12 protein-coding genes are annotated in these 17,811 nt (G+C 44.0%); 5 read left to right on the forward strand and 7 right to left on the reverse strand.

Features of this window, described 5'->3' with window-relative positions; all coding sequences use genetic code 11:
* Window positions 1-35: 35 nt before the first annotated feature.
* The 6 genes from ACZW67_RS05365 to ACZW67_RS05390 all read right to left on the reverse strand — a co-directional run bounded on the left by ACZW67_RS05365 (window position 36) and on the right by ACZW67_RS05390 (window position 7,997).
* Complete coding sequence (locus ACZW67_RS05365) at window positions 36-551, reverse strand: DUF2798 domain-containing protein (protein WP_465182437.1); 516 nt, start codon at window positions 549-551, stop codon at window positions 36-38.
* Between the two features lie 33 nt (window positions 552-584).
* Entirely contained in the window at window positions 585-1,379 is a 795-nt protein-coding gene (locus tag ACZW67_RS05370; protein ID WP_465182438.1) for a siderophore-interacting protein, read from the reverse strand.
* 12 nt (window positions 1,380-1,391) lie between these two features.
* Window positions 1,392-1,835 (reverse strand): MarR family winged helix-turn-helix transcriptional regulator, encoded by a 444-nt coding sequence (locus tag ACZW67_RS05375; protein ID WP_465182439.1) that lies wholly within the window; start codon window positions 1,833-1,835, stop codon window positions 1,392-1,394.
* A 264-nt stretch (window positions 1,836-2,099) separates the two neighbouring features.
* On the reverse strand, window positions 2,100-4,019 hold the full coding sequence (rpoD, locus tag ACZW67_RS05380; protein WP_197100267.1) for an RNA polymerase sigma factor RpoD: 1,920 nt from the start codon (window positions 4,017-4,019) through the stop codon (window positions 2,100-2,102).
* 505 nt (window positions 4,020-4,524) lie between these two features.
* Window positions 4,525-6,699 (reverse strand): DNA primase, encoded by a 2,175-nt coding sequence (locus ACZW67_RS05385; protein WP_465182440.1) that lies wholly within the window; start codon window positions 6,697-6,699, stop codon window positions 4,525-4,527.
* 206 nt (window positions 6,700-6,905) lie between these two features.
* On the reverse strand, window positions 6,906-7,997 hold the full coding sequence (locus ACZW67_RS05390; protein WP_465182441.1) for an outer membrane protein assembly factor BamD: 1,092 nt from the start codon (window positions 7,995-7,997) through the stop codon (window positions 6,906-6,908).
* A gap of 810 nt (window positions 7,998-8,807) precedes the next feature.
* Here ACZW67_RS05390 and ACZW67_RS05395 point away from each other — a divergent pair.
* Together ACZW67_RS05395 and ACZW67_RS05400 are read left to right on the forward strand one after the other, a co-directional pair.
* Window positions 8,808-10,037: an RluA family pseudouridine synthase gene (locus tag ACZW67_RS05395; protein ID WP_465182442.1), complete on the forward strand. Its 1,230-nt coding sequence runs from the start codon at window positions 8,808-8,810 to the stop codon at window positions 10,035-10,037.
* Between the two features lie 223 nt (window positions 10,038-10,260).
* The gene (locus ACZW67_RS05400) at window positions 10,261-11,157 is read left to right on the forward strand and encodes a purine nucleoside phosphorylase YfiH/LACC1 family protein (RefSeq protein ID WP_465182443.1); all 897 of its coding nucleotides are present in this window, start codon (window positions 10,261-10,263) and stop codon (window positions 11,155-11,157) included.
* Window positions 11,158-11,254: 97 nt separating this feature from the next.
* On the opposite strand, the gene ACZW67_RS05405 is transcribed toward ACZW67_RS05400, so the two are convergent.
* Window positions 11,255-12,511, reverse strand: a complete 1,257-nt coding sequence (locus tag ACZW67_RS05405; protein WP_465182444.1) for a YeeE/YedE family protein — start codon at window positions 12,509-12,511, stop codon at window positions 11,255-11,257.
* 490 nt (window positions 12,512-13,001) lie between these two features.
* Between ACZW67_RS05405 and ACZW67_RS05410 the strand changes: the two genes are divergently transcribed.
* From ACZW67_RS05410 to ACZW67_RS05420, 3 genes are all read left to right on the forward strand, one after another.
* The gene (locus tag ACZW67_RS05410) at window positions 13,002-13,613 is read left to right on the forward strand and encodes a flavodoxin family protein (RefSeq protein ID WP_465182445.1); all 612 of its coding nucleotides are present in this window, start codon (window positions 13,002-13,004) and stop codon (window positions 13,611-13,613) included.
* An 875-nt stretch (window positions 13,614-14,488) separates the two neighbouring features.
* A complete protein-coding gene (locus ACZW67_RS05415) occupies window positions 14,489-16,036 on the forward strand; it encodes a c-type cytochrome (protein WP_465182446.1) in 1,548 nt (515 codons plus the stop codon).
* Window positions 16,037-16,201: 165 nt separating this feature from the next.
* Window positions 16,202-17,803, forward strand: a complete 1,602-nt coding sequence (locus ACZW67_RS05420; protein WP_465182447.1) for a flavin monoamine oxidase family protein — start codon at window positions 16,202-16,204, stop codon at window positions 17,801-17,803.
* Window positions 17,804-17,811 lie beyond the last annotated feature (8 nt).

Genomic DNA, 17,811 nt, shown 5'->3' on the forward strand with positions numbered 1-17,811 from the left:
CTAGTTGGTTTTTTATTTTGTTAGACTTTTATTATTTAACTTTTTAAAAAGGCCTCAATTTTGGGCTTGATGGTCATGGACATAATGACCATTAAAGTCAATCCTACTGGCAAGGCGACCAAAAACCCTTCTAGCCAACCGTTCAAAAATGCTGTTTGATTAGCGAAACCAATCGTCTTTGAGGCAGTACTAAAGGCCAACATGGACTCCATTATACAAGCCATTAATATGCCTGTGATTAGATTGCGTTTATACGCTTTGGTATTAGGTAGCCTGTGATTAATAAATTTCGTGACCAGACCCATCAGTAATAAGCCAATTGGCATTATCGCATACGCTGCCAATAGCGCTCTAGACCAATCGTGAAAAAATGTATTGGAGTATCCGACATTCATATAGGTCATCACACCTGTTAATAGACCACCTATGACCGTCATCATGGTCAGTATTAATAACACTTTATAGAGCAACGGTGTTTTTTTGGTGCTACCAATGAGCAAAGTCTCGGTATTTGCTGGCACAGTATTTGGAGCCATAGGGTTTGGAGCCATAGTTATTTTCCTATCGTAACGAAGCACGGTTGGTTAGTCTGTGTTTTTCTCTGCTTGTCGATCGCTCACAGATTGGTCTTCAGCTACGCCAGCTTTCCAATAAGAAAAAGCATATAGCTCATCCTTTGACCACTGTTGCTCGACCTTTAAGTAATGACGCAGGGCTTTAACGGATGAAAACTCGCTAGCGATATAAGCAAAACGGCTTTGTTCAGCATTTGGTAACGTAAGAGACTTTACCGTATCGACTAGCTGACTGCCTTGCATAGGATGCGGGTTATGTAACCATGTCATGGTGATATTGGCTAGAGTAGGCAGCTCTTGCTCGTCTTCTGCACCATGCACTTCGATGATGCAGTGACCGGTCGCGCTCTCAGGTAAGGTTTCTAGTATCGAGCCAAGTACGGGTATGGCAGTGGCATCGCCAACCAGCAGAAAATTATCTGCATCGGGACAAAGGGCTTTGGTTTTAGGCTTCATTAAGATACCAATCTCGTCGCCAACTTGAGCATGAGTTGCCCAACCTGAGGCAGGTGCTTCATCACCATGAGCGACAAAATCAATCCATATCTGTTGTTTTTCGACATCGGCACCGCGATGCGTATAAGTACGGATAACGAAAGTAGATTTGTCCTCTAGGTCGAGAGGTTGCGTCTTGTCTCTAGGGATTAGTACTTTATTGTTGGCGCCTACTGTCATGGTGGCAATATTGGCGATCGTCTCTGTCTGACCTGTCAGGTATATACGAATATAGTGCGGGGTAATCATTTGCTTGTGGGCAACGGTCATGATTTCTCGTACGGGTTTTTGATTTATTGTGTTGTTCATACGAATTTTTCCTTATTTATTGGTAGTCTTGTTGGTGCTAACGTTGTCTATCATGGTGCGACTGACGCGAAAGAACAGGGCAATATCGACAGGGCTCAAATCTTGAGTCAGTTGCCTCTTGGTCCATTCCTCTGCCGCATCGAGCTTTGCCATAATTGCCTCGCCTTTGCTCGTCAACTGTAGTAATTGGCTACGACCATCCAATGGGTTGTCTGTCTTAAGGATTAGCTCAGCCGCTAATAGGTCATTTAAGGCACGAGTGATTTGCGCTTTGTCTCGTTGCATGTGCTTAGAGATGGATAATGCGGTACTCTTTGGGTTGTAACAAACCCCTTTTAGTGTTCGGATGTTTGTCACGGACAAACCCACACCTTGCTGCCGAATACCTTCTAATAATAGATTGGTATAGGTATGCATTAATTGATGCAGCGTTTCGCTCAATGAATTATCCGACATAAGAGAACCTTTAATATAGTTGATAGAAGCAACTATATAGAATAAGGTTGATAGTGTCAACTATAAAGTGGTTTTTGAAGTTAGCATTCTGCCTATGATTAGATATTGCTAGATAAGAAAGCCTTGCAGGTAGGGAGGCATGATAAGGAGTACGGAAAAGAGGGATAGAGGGTTTTATGATTAAAAAAGTCAGTAATTAACGAGTAGGCACAAAAAAGCCGAGATATACTCGGCTTTTTTATTAGTACTTAGCTTGCTTGGATATTAGTCATTTTCAAGGAAAGAGCGTAGGTGCTCAGAGCGTGATGGATGACGCAATTTACGTAGTGCTTTTGCCTCAATCTGACGAATACGCTCACGCGTTACATCGAATTGCTTACCGACTTCTTCAAGAGTATGGTCCGTAGGCATATCGATACCGAAACGCATTTTTAGGACACGTGCTTCACGCTCAGTAAGGTTGCCGAGTACATCACGAGTGGCTTCTTGTAGACCAGCAGCCGTCGCATCATCGACAGGGCTAGAGATCGTACCATCTTCAATGAAATCACCTAGGTGTGAATCTTCATCATCACCGATAGGGGTTTCCATAGAGATAGGCTCTTTAGCAATCTTAAGCACTTTACGGACTTTGACTTCGTCCATCTCTAAGCGTTCGCCTAATTCTTCAGGCGTTGGCTCGCGTCCCATTTCTTGTAGCAACTGACGTGAGACACGGTTTATCTTGTTGATCGTCTCAATCATATGCACAGGAATACGGATGGTGCGCGCTTGGTCAGCAATAGAGCGGGTGATTGCCTGACGAATCCACCATGTCGCATAGGTCGAGAACTTATAACCACGGCGATATTCAAACTTATCAACGGCTTTCATCAGACCGATGTTACCTTCTTGGATCAGATCCAAGAACTGCAGACCACGGTTGGTGTATTTCTTCGCGATAGAGATAACCAGACGTAGGTTGGCCTCGACCATTTCTTTCTTAGCACGGCGAGCTTTTGCTTCACCGACAGCCATACGGCGCGCCACGTCTTTCATATCGTGGATTTTCATATCGAGCTTTTGCTCGTAATCACGAATCTTCCGTTGTAATAAGATCACGTCATCAGTGACTTTCTCTAACGTAGCAGCAAAGGCAGGCTTGCCGCTTATACGCTCAATGAGCCAATCAACATTGGTTTCATTGCTAGGGAAGGTTTTACGGAACTCTTCACGCGGCATACGACCACGGCGAATCACCAAACGCATGATTTGACGTTCTTGCTTACGCACATCATCATAGACATCATGCATGATGGCCATGACTTGATCTGACAAGCGGTTGTTCAGCTTCAACATCATAAAGCGTTCAGCAAGTAGGGCATAAGCGGTATCTGCTTGTACACTACCACGGCCATAATCGATTAGGGCTTGCTTGGCTTTGATGAATAGGTTTTCGATCTCTTCTAGACGTAGGCGTACTTCTTCTGGATCGATACCGCTGGTTTCTTCTTCGGCCTCTTCCTCATCACCATCTTCGTCTTCATCGTCATCATCAAGTGCGGCTTTTGCACTGGCTTTTGGCTTGACTGGTGGTGGGTTTTCTTTCTCTTCTTTGATACGCTCTCTTTCTTCTTTCGCTGCTTCTTTTGCTTCTTGAGCAGCGATTTTGTCTGCTTCGGTTTCAGGATCTAAGAAACCAGTGATGACATCAGAGAGTTTTTTGTCGCCATCTTGTACTTTTTGATACTCGTCAAGGACGAACTGTACCGTACCAGGCCAGTAAGACATGGCATGCTGTACGTCACGAATACCTTCTTCGATACGCTTGGCAATGGCAATCTCACCTTCACGGGTCAGTAGATCAACCGTACCCATTTCACGCATATACATACGTACTGGGTCAGTGGTGCGACCAGGCTCAGTCTCAACAGAGGCGAGTACTGCCGCTGCCTCATCTGCTGCCATGTCATCATCACTTGAATCATCGTTCATCAAGATGTCATCGGCATCAGGGGCAGACTCAAAGATTTTGATGCCAACGTCGGTTAGCATTTGCACAATATCTTCGATCTGATCGCTTTCGGTAATAGAGTCGGGCAGTTGGTCATTCACCTCAGCATAGGTTAGATAACCTTGCTCTTTACCCATTTGGATTAAGGTGGCCAGTTGAGATGTGGACTTAGAAACTGACTTATCGTTCATAAATACTCGCTTACTTGCATCGGACATTTTTATATCGTGACGCGCTATCGCTGGCTGGGTGCGTTGATCTTATCAGTCGATTGATCAAAATATGGCGTAGAGGTTGTCAATAATATCAAAAATGAGTGGATATGAATAAAGGCTCAAAACACTACAATAACAATGCTGAAAAACAGCTAAACATTAAAAAAGACTTCAAAATAGCATTCATTAAAAACTGCTACTCAAAAATAATACCTAAAATTTGTGCCTGACGATGCATGCTTATGATAGTTCGCTAAGCAATGCTGCAAATATACAGCCGCATAGTTTAACACAGACCACAGTAATCAAGCACGAGACAGTGAGACTTACCGATCATTTTCTACTGATTATTTGCTATCAGTTGAATGTTTAACATTCTTTTAGATTCGGTTTTGACTACTCGGCATAATCATTAGTAGTGGGGGCAGCCGCTGTATTTTTAAAGGGTTGATAGTTTATTCATCAAAAATGAAGGTCAATGTCAAGATTTAACCGTGGTCATTTGCGCTGACTGCTCGGCTTGCTGTGCACGTAGCCAGTCATTTAACAGCTGTGATTGCTTACGGACAATCGCCAGCTTAATATGATCAGGATTTTTGATCAGCTCCTGCATCTTTTTTTGCAAATGTAGCTTGAGCAGTTGCATGACTAAGTTTTCGACCAATTCATCAAGGCTTAAAATATTTCTTGCCGTCAAGGTTTTATAAAAACCACCCCAACTACGGCTGAGTGTTTCTTGCGTCATCGGTCGCACGTTGGACAATATAAAGTGCGCCGCTGCGTTAGCGTCTGCTGGTAAATACCTTAAGCAACGCTTAATCGTACTGACAATATCTAGCAGGTCGGTATCTTGCAAATCTTCCCAAGCAAGTGGCCGCAAGGTATCGCTCGCAGCTTTTTGTTTGATATGTGCAGGCAGTTGTAAGTCACTGATACCTGCCTGTTGCCAAATCGACTCAATGGGATCTTCAAGTAGTGCACGTGGTTGGAACAAAAAGCACAGCTGCAACTGCTGACTGATGGTCATGTCACCATCAAAATCTAGCAGGGCGTCCTTGGCTTCAATATTCTGACTGCGTTTGCCGCCCAGCTTTTGATAAATGTCATTGTTAAGCAAATACTTAAAACTACTGCCTTTGGGCAATGCCATGGTTAATGCGCGTACTTGGGACATGAGCTTGGCTTTACCTTCTACCAAGGTCAAATCGTAGCGCTCACTTAAATACGCAAAAATATACTGAGACAAAGGTATGGCATTGGCGATTTGTGCACGCATGGCATCACCGCCCTGACTTTTGATAAACGTATCAGGGTCATGATTGTTCGGCAAAGTCAAAAACCGCAGCTCTTTGTCATCGGCAAGTACTGGTAGCGCAACTTCTAGGGTGCGCCAAGCGGCTTTTTGTCCCGCACTATCCCCATCGAAACTCAAGGTTAGTGTAGGGTTTAGCGTCAGTAATCGTGATATTTGGCTCTCATTAATCGCTGTACCCATCGACGCGATGGCACCATAAATGCCCGCTTGATAGAGGGCGATGACATCCATATAGCCTTCGACCACGAGCCAGTCATTGGCGCGCTGCTGGCGAGATTCATAATAACCATATAGCACATGTTGCTTGTGAAAAACGGGCGAGTCGGACGAGTTGATGTATTTAGGCTTTACTTCATCATCTAGTGCTCGACCACCGAAGCCAATCGTACGGCCTTGATTGTCTCGAATCGGAAAGATAACTCGATCACGTAGTAGGTCATAATCGCGTCCAGACTCTGACTGGCGCACTAAGCCTAACGCTTTAAGCCCTTCAATATCCTGCGGAAACTGATGCTCAAGATGCTGCCAACCAAAGGGTGCATAGCCGAGGCCAAAGGTCTCAAAGATGTCTTCAGTGATACCGCGAGATAAAAAGTAATGTTTGGCATGAGGATGAGTAGTCAGACTATTCTGATAAAACTGCTGAATTTGCTCTAGCAGATCGTATAGATTGCCATCTGCATCGGCACTATTATCCATACCGTGTAGGTTGATTGTCTCATCGCTGTCGCTGAGCCAAGCTGGTGAGTAGCTCGTATCATCTGGATACTCTGAACCATAAGCATCTGTTGGATAAGGCGCAGAGTCGTAAGCATCTAGCGGTGGATAATTATCGTAGCTATGAGCATCATCATAACTAGCCTGTGCCACATGGCTTGGTTCTACACCGCCTTGGTCTGTGCTGTTCTGACTTAAGTTGCTTTGGTCGACAGCTGGGCTAGGCACAGACGGTAGTGAGCTTGATTTAGGCGCACTAGTTTTAGGCGTGGTAATTTTAGAAACAGCAGGTTTGGGTGCACTACGCTGATAGCTAACGTTTTGCCGCTCTTCTTTAGGTACTTCGATGCCCGTTTGCTTGGACAGCTCATTGACTGCTTCGATAAAGGTGAGGTTTTCATAATCACGTAAGAAGCTAATGGCATTGCCACCGACACTACAGCCAAAGCAGTGATAGATGTTTTTTTGTGGATTGACATAAAAAGAGGGTGATTTTTCACCATGAAAAGGGCAGCAACCCTTAAACTCACCACCCGCTCTTTTGAGCGTAGTATGACGCCCAATAATACTGACTAAGTCAGCTTGGCTATTTAGTTGCTCAAGGATATGGTTAGGAATGCTCATACAAAAAACAGTTTACCATAGGTCAATTATGTTGGGCATCCAAAATCAGCGAGTAGTAATAGCTGATAGTAGATAAAGTATTAGATAAATAAAAACAGAAAAATAAGGCCAACATGAGCGTTGGCCTTATTTCTTATGAGACAGCTTCTAAGTCATTCATTATTCACATTGACAGAATGTGGTTGAAAAGACTATGGATTGACAGATTATGGGATGATAGGCGCATCTTGGTTTGGTTGGGTGATGCTGCGTGGTGGCTGACTGTTTTGCGGATTGCCATTTGTACCACGTGCAGGAGCAGCATTACTTGCTGGTGCATTGGCAGAAGCGGCATTTGCGCTAGGCAATCTTAGCTGGCTAGCATTACGAATCATCTGTGTTTTGGTTGCACCATTGTAGTTGCCTGACGCTACTGACTCATCGTCTACGCTTGAACGACCAAGCTTACCAAAGGTGATTTTGTTCAGCCAAGTGCTGTCACGTTTGGTCTCTAGTTTCACACTGCCATCACTGGTTAACCAGCTTGGATAGTTAATCTGTAATAGGGTTTTGTACTCGTTTGCCAAATCCGTTAAACCCAATTTTTCGTTGCTATAAGCTAGCGTGGCAAGGGCTTTTGGAATGGACTCACTGAGTGGGTAGTACTGGAATACCCATTTGGCGCGGTTGGCAGCGGCGACATAAGCTTCGCGCTCGATGTACCAATTGGCAGCACTCATTTCGCTTTCAGCAAACTGATTGTAAATGAAAGTCATGCGCTGTGCAGCATCTGGTGTATAAGGGCTGTTTGGGTATTTATTAACCAGCTCTTGGAAGTTGGCAAAAGCAATACGCAAATAAGCAGTATCACGTTCGGCTTGGTTCAGTTTGAACAGTTTTAAGCCTTCTGATGATCCTTGCATGTTTGCCACACCGCGCACATAGTAGGCGTAGCTTACTTGCGGATTAGAAGGGTATAGACGAATGAACTGTTCAGCGCTTGACGCTGCCATTTCATATTTACCGCTTTCATATTGTGCGTACATCATATCGAGTAGTGCTTGTTCAGCATATTGCCCGGTAGGGTAAAAGGTACGTAAGTTGGTCAATTCTTCGATAGCTTGTGTGTGGTGGCTCTTATCAAGCTGTTCGATGGCATCGTTATAATAACTTTGCTCTGATTTTTGAGCGGTTTCTACCGCATCGACGTCAGCACCGCCAGTCAGGTTCTTAAAAGTTTGACAACCGACTAGGCTTACACTTAGCGTAAGTAGAGTTATTGAGGACAGTTTGATAAACGTATTGCCAACAGCTTGCATACTTCTTCTCCGACACGAGGCGCATAATAACAGCAGCGCTATTATGCTACATAAAAGGTTAATAATAAAAAACGATGCTTTGAGGCATCCGCTAACTGTCTAGTATCAAGCATACTCATCGTCGAGCAGCCTCACCATCAACATGGTTTTTATTGAATGCAGTTTATTGTAATGGTGTATGGGCTTAACAGACCCTAATAAAAACGTTATTTTTTAATTCAGTGCAATAGCATACAGCAAAACATAGTCATACTTTATAGAATAACGTTTGCTTCGTCTATTTTTTCGATATGTGCAATCTATCGTATTGGATATTCGACCATGACACAGTGGCAAAGATTGTTTTTGCAAGATCTGAGTCAGGTCATGGTTGCCGAGCCTCAGTACTTATCGTGTTAGTACCTATTAGTGCTAGTATCTATGATATGGCTGGCAATACGGCTAGTAATAAGCCACATAATATCTGATTTCAGTTCGGCATTTTAGCATGAGCGGCTATCACGAGCGATATCGAATGTCGCTGATACCGATAAATATACAGTAAATTACAGCAATGTCATATTTTAGAGAGTTAACCGGCGATACTGAGTGTGTGTAAGTTATCATCAAAAATGACAGATAACGAGCAGCTTCTATAGGGCTTAAGCACTCGGCATGGTACACTATCGCGATATTGCTGCCGATTTTTTTGACGATGATTGCTATTATGATAAGCAATAAATACGTGACTGGCAGTCTGATTTTTTGTAAAATTTTTAAAAAGTTGCCTGACAGAATGAGGTTAGGCGCTTTGCTATGTATTAATTTATTATGAATAATAATGCTATAACCACCCATTTACCACCGAATCAATCGTTAGATACTGATTCATCAGCACAAGAGTCACCGATGACAAATGACGTTTTAAAAAATAGTGAGTTACTTGACGACAATCAGCCAGCGCTTGATGAGCAATTGCATGATGATGCGATTTCAGAAGAAGTGATGCGACCAGATAGTGATGCAGATGACATCGATGATGGTGATATTGACGATAGCGATGATGATGAGCCTTCAGTTTCGGGTCCAGCCGTCCCAGTAGCGATAGAGTTGACCCATACTGTCACAGAAGATCAGTCAGGTCTGCGTATCGATAAGGTTGCCTCGCTAGCATTCAAAGACTTCTCGCGTGTGCAGATACAGGGCTGGATCACTGACGGTAGCTTACTCTATAACGGTAGTGTGCAAAAACCAAAGGTTCGTGTCAAAGCTGATGATGTGTTGCATCTATCAACAACGCTAGAGCAGCATAGTGAAGACCAACCAGAAAATATAGACATCGATGTCGTCTATGAAGATGACGACGTACTGGTTATCAACAAACCTGTCGGCATGGTCGTGCATCCTGGTGCTGGCAATCAGACGGGTACGTTGGTCAATGCGTTGCTGTATCACTATCCGCAGCAGCACCATCTGCCACGTGCAGGTCTGGTGCATCGAATTGATAAAGACACCTCTGGACTGTTGCTTATCGGGAAAACCAAACCTGCTCAGATGGCACTGATGGAGCAACTAAAAGACAAGTCAGTCTATCGCCACTATCAATGTGTGGTGGCAGGTGATAAGGCAAGCCTAACGCGCCACCGTCATATTGACGCACCAATCGGTCGTCACCGCAATCAACGTACCAAAATGACTGTGATGACAGCAGGACGTGAGGCAGTCACTCATCTATTAAATGTGACGCCGCTTAATGGTAACTACTGTCTATTAGATGTAGGACTGGAGACGGGTCGTACTCACCAGATTCGTGTGCATTTAAGCCACATTACTTATCCGATAGTGGGTGACCGCGTTTATGGTGGTCGTCGTCAATTGCGAGCCGGTCTCACAGAAGCACAGCGTCAAACGATTAATAACTTTCCGCGCCAAGCCTTGCATGCTTATACATTGGGGTTTGTACATCCAACGACAGGTGAAGATATGGAAGTCACCACGCCGCTGCCTGAAGATATGCAACAACTCATAGCCGTACTTAGTGATGGTTATGATGCTGAGTAAGCAATTGTTCAGAGCAGTTGTATAAAATATAGTGTGTTCAATATAGTTTAGAAGAGACTAGACAGGCGAGTGAAAGTACTACACCTTGTAGACTGAGCGAGCCTGATATAAATCTGACTCTTTATTATCTACGTTATATAAGCTATAGAGCTAACTATAAAACCAAGTATTGAAATATTGTCAGCCACATATACATGATTCATTAAGATGGTAGATCTCAGTCATGATTAATAAGCTTCCTATGACATTGCTAGCGCAAATTGATGATGTTGTTGTTTTTCAAACGGCGGCTTTTTTGACTGATGTTGTCAATGATTCTGAGTCAAACACTCAGGAAATAGGGCAGCAAAATCCGGCAAGTTACGGTGAGCTGAATTTAGGTTTGCATGTCCATGATAATGCGACAAAGGTATTGCACAATCGTATGTGTCTACTGTCTGGCATCAATGAAAGCTTTTTAGCATCAGCATCAAAGCGCTTTCAATATGTACCGATTAAACGTTTGCATTGGGTCAGTCAAGTTCATGGTAATAACGTTCACGATGTCGATGCCACCGCGCTCAGTATGACACCCGTAGCAGCTGATGCGATGGTTAGTCAGCAACAAGGTATCGGACTGGCCATAATGACGGCTGATTGTGTGCCTATTGTTTTGTACCAACCGGCGACAGGACAGATAGCTGCTATTCATGCAGGCTGGCAAGGCTTGGCTTGCGGTGTTATCAAGACAACAGTGAATAGGTTTGATCATACGATGCCGATTCAAGCCTGGATTGGCGTTTGTATTAGTCAGGCGAATTATGAGGTGAATACAGACGTCCGCGACAAGCTATTAGCAGGGTGCAAAGAGAACCAAGCACTGTCAGAGACACAACTCGGTGATTTTGTGGCGCTCTTTTCTATACCCTCTCAAGATGACAAAATTAAGTTAGATTTACCGAAGCTTGCTGCTATGCAGTTAGAGACTGCTGGCGTGACGGTTATTAATGACTTACCTGTAGACTGTAGTTATGCCGACAGTCATTATTACTCGTATCGTCGTCAGACACATTTGCAGCAGCCAGCCACGGGACGTATGGCATTAGTGATTGCCCGTAGTATGCAGAGCAGTGATGGCTAAATGAGTGTTGTCTGATTAACACAATATGCTTTATATAACAAAAAACAGCAGGTTAATTTTAACCTGCTGTTTTTTTATTCAATCACCACTATTTTTATTAACAGACTGAGTCGCTAGACTTTGGCACTGATAAGCCGAATAAAGGACGTAAGTATAGAGCCAAGAACGTGCCAGCCATCGCGAGTATGCCCCAGATATAGCCATGTAAGCTAAAAGAAGCGATACCACCAAAATAAGCACCGATATTGCAACCAAATGCTAGACGTGCGCCATAGCCCATCATCAAACCACCAATCACTGAAGCTGCAAAGTTGCCCTTAGTAATGGTCGTAAATTTGAATAAGCCGCCAGCCGCTGACGCAATGAAAGCGCCAATAATGATACCGATGTTTAGTACCGTCGTTGAATCAGCAAATATAGACGCATTTAGCGCTGCTGCGTTTGCGCCTTGCCAATAGCCCCAACTCGCGACATCAACCCCAAAAGCGCTCGCAATTTTAGATCCCCATAATGAAAATGCAGATGTGATACCCCAAGGCTGACCACGTGTTGCTAGCGTTAATGCATTCAGTACACCCAGTACAATCGCTGCTGCAAATAGCGGCCAAGAACCACGGAAAATACGTTTCCAGCCTTTTTCAGAAGGAACAGGTGCCATTTTAGGGGCTTTGGTTCTTTTTTCAACGACCAAGGTTATCCATGCGATTATAGCAAAAAGCGCCAAAGAGACCATCCAGGCACCGCTGTAACCAAGACCGGTAGAGGTAGCCAAAGAAAACGGCTCAAAGCTCGGCAGATCTTCTGTCCAAAATGGTAGATGGTAAGCACCAATAGTGGCACCAACGATAAAGAATATGAACGTAATGAACATCACCGAACGACCACCACCGACTGCATATAGAGTACCAGAGGCACAGCCACCACCAAGCTGCATGCCAATACCGAAGACGAATGCGCCAACGAAGAGACTGACACCGATTGGCGCGACATAACCTGCGACTGGTCCACCAAAAATAGTCGTGCCAAAGGCTAGAATAGGGGCAAACAGCGTCACAGCAATGGCGAGCATCAGCATGTGTGAGCGCATCGCTTGTCCATTACCGACTGACATTAACCGCCTAAATGCAGAGGTAAAACCGAAGCGAGCATGAAAGAGGGTATAGCCCAGCAGCAAGCCAATGCCGAGCAATAGTGACTGAGAAATATGTTGCGTATCTAGCAAATAGACCAGCATGAGAAAGCTCACAATGGCACCGCCTGCTACCAGCATCTTTTGTGGATCATTCAAGCGAAGACTGTCTCTTACGATTGGATCTCGCGCCTCGTTTACGGGTTGAACTCTTAACGTTGTCACAGTAGTAGTCTCCTCTGCTTATCGGTTTGATTGTGATTTCTTTATAGCTTTCTTATGATTTTTTTAATTCATTAATTGTATTTATGCGTAACTTAGGAATAAGCGCTACATCATAATCCTATTACGGTAAAAATAGAAACAAGCCTGAAAGAAAAGCTGGAATTAACATATGCGTATATGGAATAAATAAAGGTGATTATTAACGATTATTTTTTCTTACTTAATACGCACAAGATGTGCTACATAACGTTCGACAAAGTTTCGATTTACATAAGTGAGTTGATAATTCGCTGAATATTGCTACTCTATGACAGTCTGTTAATAAGCAGTGTGATTATCCTTGCACCTGACGATAGCGTCATTAACGACAGCTATCCGGTACTAACGATATGATTACAGGCTATAATGGCTGTAATTACTCAGAAAATTCTAAACGTTACTATTATTTAGCTACTTATTATTCATCAATTCATTCATTACTAGAGCCCGTATGACTACATCTATATCGTCTGCTTCAACTGTCACTAACCAAGCCAATAATCTATCTATTGCGGTTATTTATCATAGTAATTATGGTCATACCAAGCGTGTGGCTGAGGCCATAGTGACAGGTGCTCGTCAGCAGCTACCAGAATCAAAAGCCAAGGCGGTAGATGTCCATGAGGTGGATTGGGCGTTTTTAGATCAAGCAGATCTGCTGGTATTTGGTAGTGCCGTATACATGGGTAGCGTCACGGCTGAATTTAAGACTTTTATGGATGAAACCTCAAAGCGTTGGTATCACCGTAAGTGGGAAGGGAAGTGGGCAGCAGCTTTTGCCAACTCTGGTGGATTAAGCGGTGACAAACTTGCGGTATTACAGCAGATTTCTCTATATGCGATGCAGCATGGGATGAATTGGATTGGACTACCATTGATGCCGACAGGTCATGAAACTCATGACCTAAATCGTCTATCTAGCTTTTTGGGTTTAATGACGCAGTCACTCGATGGCCCACCTGAAGAAACGCCAGGATCTGGAGATATCGACACCGCTATTTGGTTTGGTGATCATCTGGCCAAAACTATTATCAAGCATCAGCCAGCCAATACACAGAGTTAAAGCGACTTTATCGACCGTAACCTGAATACAAAAAGCAGACTATTAAGTCTGCTTTTTTTGTCTTTCTGTTCTGTTACTGGTTATTCAATTGAGTCAAATTCGATGTGACAGGAATCGGACTATCAACAAACTGGAACGACTGACAACCTGTTAACAACAGAATAGATGTGAGTATATAAGTAAGCGTTAATGACTTCATAATGATGTCTCAGGCGGCGATTGGCAACGTGGAAATAGCGCCTATCATAAACAAAATATGGTGAGGTGCAATAACTATGTGTCATATCATCATAAAAATATTATTTATAGTCAGGTGATTTTGATTTAGGTCTATGTATCCATTATGTACAGACCAAACGAATAATGATAGTAAATATCGCTTATTTGCAATGGTTCATCGCAGTGATAGATCATTCATGAGAAACGTAATATTGTTAAACAGTCTATTTAGCTATTGTTTTTAAAGGTTTTTTTGAAATACGTATTATTACTCTATAAAAACACATGATAATTTGCCAGAAATAGATGGCCGTCAGACAGTTCTTTAAGTTTTGTAAAAATTTTAGGCCAATAAGTTACCATTCAAGTAATAGTGGCGAAAAAGTCTTACATTGGTGAGGTGAGTAGACATTATCTAGAAACTATTTTTGCTAGATGCTTTCTTTACTAGGTGCTTTTTTTGTCAGATGTTTTCTATAAAGATAGTTTGCTCGTTATTTTATTTTTTAATAAATTGTTTGATGTTTGATGTTTGATGTTTGATGTTTGACACATAGAGCAGCAAAAATAAATAGCTATAAAGACGCTACTCACTATCGAATGTGTCGTCAAACCTCTCTGTGAAATACCCTAGGTACCAGCTATATGAGGATATTATGAAGCCAATTCCTATGATGTTATCGATGCTCGTAATGGGTATTACCTCCAGTGCTGTGATGGCTGAAGGGACAAGCCTCGCTGATACAAGCACGGCCAGTGCTGTGATGGCTGAAGGGACAAGCCTCGCTGATACAAGCACGGCCAGTGCTCGCTTGCCCACCACCACATTAGCTGATTCCAGTTTACCTAATGCCAGTTTGCCTAATGTGCGTCCCGCTAATAGCGATATCGTCAACCGCGGTGCCTATATTGCTCGTGCTGCTGACTGTATGGCATGCCACGGTGAGGATTATGCTGGCGGTACAGCGATTGACACTCCGATGGGGAGTATCTATTCAACCAATATTACCCCGTCTAAGCGTCATGGTATCGGTGACTATACCGAGATGGATTTGAAGAACGCGCTGCAAAAAGGTCGAGCACCCGACCATATGTTATATCCTGCCATGCCATATGCTGCATATAGCGGCATGAAGGAAGAAGACATCAGCGCGTTATTTGCCTATCTGCAAACCGTGCCAGCCATCGATGAGGCGCCAACGCAAAAAACTGAATTGCCATTTCCTTTTAACATTCGTACGCTCATGCTGGGCTGGAACTTTTTAAATGTTCCTTCTACCGAGAACCGTGATGGACTCACCCAAACACAGCAACGCGGTGAATATATCGTCAATAACCTAGAGCACTGTGGCACTTGCCATACCCCGCGTAATAGCACCATGGGTTTTGATAAAGAAAAATATCTATCAGGCGCTCAGCTTGGTCATTGGCATGCGCCCAATATCACACCTGACGAGTCAAGTGGCATTGGCAATTGGAGTGAGCAAGATATTGTCACGTATCTACGTACCGGCGAGCTTGACCAACGAGCTTATGCGGGTGGGCCGATGGGCGAGGCAGTTGCGCACAGTACTCGCTATCTTAAAAATGAAGACTTGAGTGCCATTGCTTCTTATTTAAAAGCCGTCCCTGCGATCCAAACAGAGGATAAGGTCACAGCCGTTGATATCTCTCGTCTACCAACACCAGTCAACGAGTCCATTACGCACGATTTACTCGCCCAAAATGAGTATTTGACTCAAGCTAAAGCAGAGGTTGGCAACGGTAGTGATTCATCAGAATCGCTATATCTGGTGGCTTGTGGTAGCTGTCACGGTGTCGATGGTAATGGACAGCCTGATGCACGCTATGCGCCTATCGTTGGACTCAGCAGTATTCGTCGCGACAAGCCGGATGCGCTCGTGAACATGATTCTTCATGGGGTAGAAGGGGCGACCAATACTTCGCCTATTATGCCAGGGTTTTCAGATGAGCTTAATAGCGAGCAAATCGCTGGTATCACCAATTATGTACGTGTGAACTTTGGTGGCCTTACGAGTAGTGAGGTGAGCGCTGATGATGTCGATCGCATCGCAACGACGGGTGCTGATACGCCATTTTTAATCAAATATGCGGGCCTGCTGGCAATAGTCGGTATTATCGTGGCCGTCATTATTATTGTGTTTATCATACGAGCAATCTTGCGTGCTAGGCGTCGCCGTTAATCCAGTGATTTTATAAATACGATTTAAATACTTATGACAAGAAAGGCGTTAGAGGCAACACGGTAAGGCACGACAGCTTAAACAAAAAATGAAAAATTAAGCCGAGCTGATTCATCGTATCAATGCCTTCTGTTTTGCACGAACGCCTACTTTAAGGACTTTATTATGAAAGACATGCCTCAGTCTCCAACGCGGCGCCAACTGCTCTCGATGATTGGTAAGACAGCGGGTGCAACGGCGATGTATCAGGCAATGACGACATTGGGATTTGCTTCAGAGTCGAGTTTCAAAGAGACCATGGATCTAAAAGGTGCACCTCCGGGTGCTAGCATTGTCATTCTCGGTGCTGGTCTTGGTGGACTGACAGCGGCTTATGAGTTACGTAAAGCAGGCTATGATGTCAAGGTTCTCGAATATCAGAACCGTGGCGGTGGTCGCAGCTGGACGTTGAACAGCGGTGATAAATATACAGAGCTTGGCGGTGAAGAAGTCACTTGTGATTTTGAAGAAGGCAATTATTTTAATGGTGGGCCATGGCGTTTGCCCAGTCATCACTATGCCATCTTCCATTATTGCAAACAGTTCGGTGTTGAGCTACAGCCATTTATTCAGACCAATGATCGTGCGTATTTGCATCGTAGCACTCATTTTGGCGGTGTGCCCCAACGTTTGGGTGATGTAAAAAACGATATCCAAGGTCACGTCGCGGAGTTGTTATCGAAGTCCGTTAATGTCGGCGCTCTCGATCGTTCGGTGAATAGAGAAGACAAAGAGAAACTGTTAGAAGGCTTAAAAGGTTGGGGTGTGCTCGATAAAGACTATCGCTACCATGCCAGCAATGAGACCAGCAAGCATCGCGGTTTTAGTGTGTTTCCGGGTGGCGGCTTGATGCCTGATGCGACCCCATCCAAGCCTTTACCTATCAGTGAGATATTAGAGTCGGGTATGTGGGCAGATATCTATAGCAATCATATGACTTATGGTCATCAGCCAACCATGTTTCAGCCAGTGGGCGGTATGGGTAAAATCGGTGATGCATTCACCCGTGAATGTCGGGATATGATTGAGTTTAATGCAAAAGTCACCAAAATTCATCAAGACGAAAGTGGTGTGACGGTCGATTATGTCGATAGCAACAGTCCAGATGGTGCCACTAAGACCATCCGTGCAGATTGGTGCGTCTGTAATATCCCACTAACGATATTGACGCAGATGGATATCAATGTCTCAAAACCTATGAAACAGGCGATGGCCGCTGTGCCTTATGAAACCTCTTATAAAGTCGGCTTAGAGTTCAACCGCCGATTTTGGGAAGAAGATGAGTGGATATTTGGTGGTCTGACTTATACCGACATGCCCATTGCGCAGATTGCCTATCCGTCACAAAATATGTTCAAAGATGGGACAGGGGTGTTGCTAGGCGCCTATGGTTACGGCCCGACGTCTTATAAGTTCAATACCCTAACGCCGAAAGAGCGTATCAATGTTGCGCTTGCCTATGGTAAATATATCCATCCTCAGTATCCCAAAGAATTCCGCGCAGGTACGTCAGTTGTCTGGCACCGTATCCCATGGACGCTTGGCTGTTATGGGATTTGGAATGAGTCGACCCGTCGGCAGCATTACGATACCTTGTGCAGTATTGATAATCGTATCGTACTGGCAGGCGAGCATTGCTCACACATTCCAGCATGGCAGGAAGGCGCTATTCTATCTGGTATGGATGCCGCAAAGCGCCTGCATAAAAAAGCAAAAATGCTGGGTTAATACGAATA

The organism is Psychrobacter sp. TPE 89C (genome assembly GCF_055522395.1).